The organism is Mesorhizobium sp. M2C.T.Ca.TU.002.02.1.1, from assembly GCF_003997225.1.
In genome coordinates this window covers 1-2,539 of the sequence record NZ_RZTO01000856.1, presented here as the reverse complement: position 1 = coordinate 2,539, position 2,539 = coordinate 1, and the positions used below count along the sequence as shown (strand labels likewise).

At 65.0% G+C, this 2,539-nt stretch carries 3 protein-coding genes and 1 pseudogene; all 4 read left to right on the top strand.

Translation table 11 applies throughout. The features are described 5' to 3' along the window. Window positions 1–252 (top strand): inositol monophosphatase family protein (locus tag EOD07_RS30495; RefSeq protein WP_281059098.1); only part of this gene is annotated, 252 nt, incomplete at its 5' end. 114 nt (window positions 253–366) lie between these two features. Next, complete coding sequence (locus EOD07_RS30490; RefSeq protein ID WP_127237949.1) at window positions 367–1,059, top strand: hemolysin III family protein; 693 nt, start codon at window positions 367–369, stop codon at window positions 1,057–1,059. Between the two features lie 112 nt (window positions 1,060–1,171). After that, a complete protein-coding gene (locus EOD07_RS30485) occupies window positions 1,172–2,191 on the top strand; it encodes a MotA/TolQ/ExbB proton channel family protein (RefSeq protein ID WP_126080738.1) in 1,020 nt (339 codons plus the stop codon). Between the two features lies 1 nt (window position 2,192). Then, a pseudogene (locus EOD07_RS30480) lies at window positions 2,193–2,539 on the top strand (peptidoglycan-binding protein); the annotation flags it as partial.

Sequence of the window (2,539 nt, the reverse complement as noted above, 5' to 3'; positions counted from 1 at the left end):
GTTCGCCGCATGGGCTCCGCCGCCCTCGATCTCGCCTATGTCGCGGCCGGACGCATGGACGGCTTCTGGGAAACCGGCCTGTCGTCCTGGGACATTGCCGCCGGCATCCTCCTGGTGCGCGAAGCCGGCGGCTACGTCTCCGACATGGATGGCGGACAGGGCATGCTGGACAGCGGCGAGGTCGTCGCCGGCAACGAGCTCATCCAGCGCGCGCTGCTGAAAACCGTGAAGAAGCCGCTGGCTGCTCGCTGATCGACAATGGCGTTCCTCGCGCGTCGAAAGGACGCGCGCCTTTAGTCGCAAAACCGCAACCGAAGCTTGAAATACTGGTCCGCAAGCGCCCAAATAGGCGTTGCAGGGTCATCGATGAGCGACGCGCGTCCAGATACAACGCTTGAAATCCCCTTCGTGGGGCGCTGGCACTATTCGCGCGCCGAAATGATCGCCGATGGCATCGTTCACGCGGTGGGCATCGTGCTGGCGATCGCCGCCGGCTCGGCTTTCCTGGCTTTGGCCGCCTTCCACTCCGGCCCTGGCGAATATGTCGCCGCGGTGTTCTATGTGGTGTCGCTGCTCACCGTGCTCTCGGTTTCGCTGGCCTATAATCTATGGCCCGTCTCTTGGCCGGCGAAATGGATCCTGCGCCGTTTCGACCATGCCGCGATCTATCTGCTGATCGCCGCCACCTACACGCCCTTCCTCGCCCAGCTCAACAACTCGCCGCTGGCCGTGCCCATGATCGTCGTCGTGTGGAGCGCGGCCGTGACCGGCATCGCCATCAAGATGTTCCTGCCCGGCCGCTACGACCGGCTGGCCATCGTCTTCTACCTCGCCATCGGCTGGAGCGGTGTGGTGCTGGCCGGACCGCTGGTCCAGACGCTGCCGACGACCTCGGTGGCGCTGCTGGTCGCCGGCGGCGTCGTCTATTCCCTGGGCGTCATCTTCTTCGCCTGGAAGGGCCTGCGCTTCCACAATGCCGTCTGGCACGGCTTCGTCGTTACCGGCGCCGGCCTCCATTTGGCCGCCATGGTCGACTGCCTGGTGGTCAACCGGTTCTAAGCCTGTGGCGCGGGGCCTATCGGCCATATTGCCAAGCGCCATTCAATTTGGTCACAATTCCGTTTAGAGTCGCGGCAATTCTGCGGCGGGTGGCATCGGAAACGGGGCACGGATGGCTTTTCTCAGATCCTTCGGCAGGCGATCGGACGTCCTGGTCTATGATCCGCACAAGCTGTCGAGCCCGCAGGTCTTCCTACTCACCATGGTGATCTTCCTGATCATCGTCGCTTTCATCGCCGCCATCCTCACCCGCCAGATCTCGACCGCCTTCTCCAGCAATCCGGGTCTCAACGGATTGATCGTCGGCGTGCTGGCTGTCGGCATCCTGCTCGCCTTCGTCCAGGTCGGGCGGCTGTTCCGCGAGGTGCGCTGGGTCAATTCCTTCCGCGCCGGCTCCGAAACCACCGAGCCGGTGCTCTTGGCGCCGATGAAGGCGATGATCGGCCGCTCGTCGACGATCGCGTTCTCGACCTCGTCGATGCGCACGATGCTGGATTCCATCGCCACCCGCCTCGACGAGAGCCGCGACACCTCGCGCTATCTGGTCGGCCTGCTTGTGTTCCTCGGCCTGCTCGGCACCTTCTGGGGCCTGCTCAACACCATCGCCTCGATCCGCGAGACGATCGAGGCATTGGACCCGGGCACCGGCGATGCGGCGGCCGTGCTCGATGCGCTGAAGCAGGGCCTGTCGGCGCCGCTGGCCGGCATGGGCACCGCCTTTTCGTCCTCGCTGTTCGGCCTCTCCGGCTCGCTCGTGCTCGGCTTCCTCGACCTGCAGGCCGGCCGCGCCCAGACCCGCTTCTACACCGAGCTCGAGAACTGGCTGTCCTCGGTCACCGATCTTTCTTCCGACATCGTCGTGTCCGACACGGCCAAGACCGAGTCCTCCGAGGACATCCGGCTCCTGTCGGAGCGGCTGCGCAGCCTGCAGGAGAATGGCGGCGGCTCCAATCCGCGCGTCGCCACCGCCATGGCCAATCTTGCCGACGGCATCTCGGGGCTGGTGAAGAACATGCGCTCCGAGCAGCAGATCATGCGCGACTGGGTCGAAGCCCAGTCCGACGAACAGAAGGCCATGCGCAACACGCTGGAGAAGATCGCCGACGCGCTGAAGAAGCAAGGGGTCCACTGACGTGGCGCTGGCAAGACGGCGCGCCGACCGCCGCATCGACTACTGGCCGGGTTTTGTCGACGCCTTGTCGACGCTGCTGCTTGCGATCATGTTCCTACTCACCGTCTTCGTGCTGGCGCAGTTCCTGCTCAGCCGCGAGATTTCCGGCAAGGACGCGGTGCTGAACCGCCTCAACTCGCAGATCAACGAGCTGACCCAGCTGCTCGCGCTGGAACGCACGAACAGCCAGGACAAGGAGGATTCGCTCGCCAACCTGCAGGCGTCGCTGTCGGCCGCGCAAGCCGAAAAGAGCCGCCTCGAACAATTGCTGGCGCAGGGCGCCGGCGCCGGCGACGCGGCCAACAAGCG

Coding starts and splice junctions, on each gene's coding strand:
- EOD07_RS30485 (WP_126080738.1), top strand. CDS start 1,172: ATGGCTTTTCTCAGATCCTTCGGCAGGCGATCGGACGTCCTGGTCTAT.
- EOD07_RS30490 (WP_127237949.1), top strand. CDS start 367: ATGAGCGACGCGCGTCCAGATACAACGCTTGAAATCCCCTTCGTGGGG.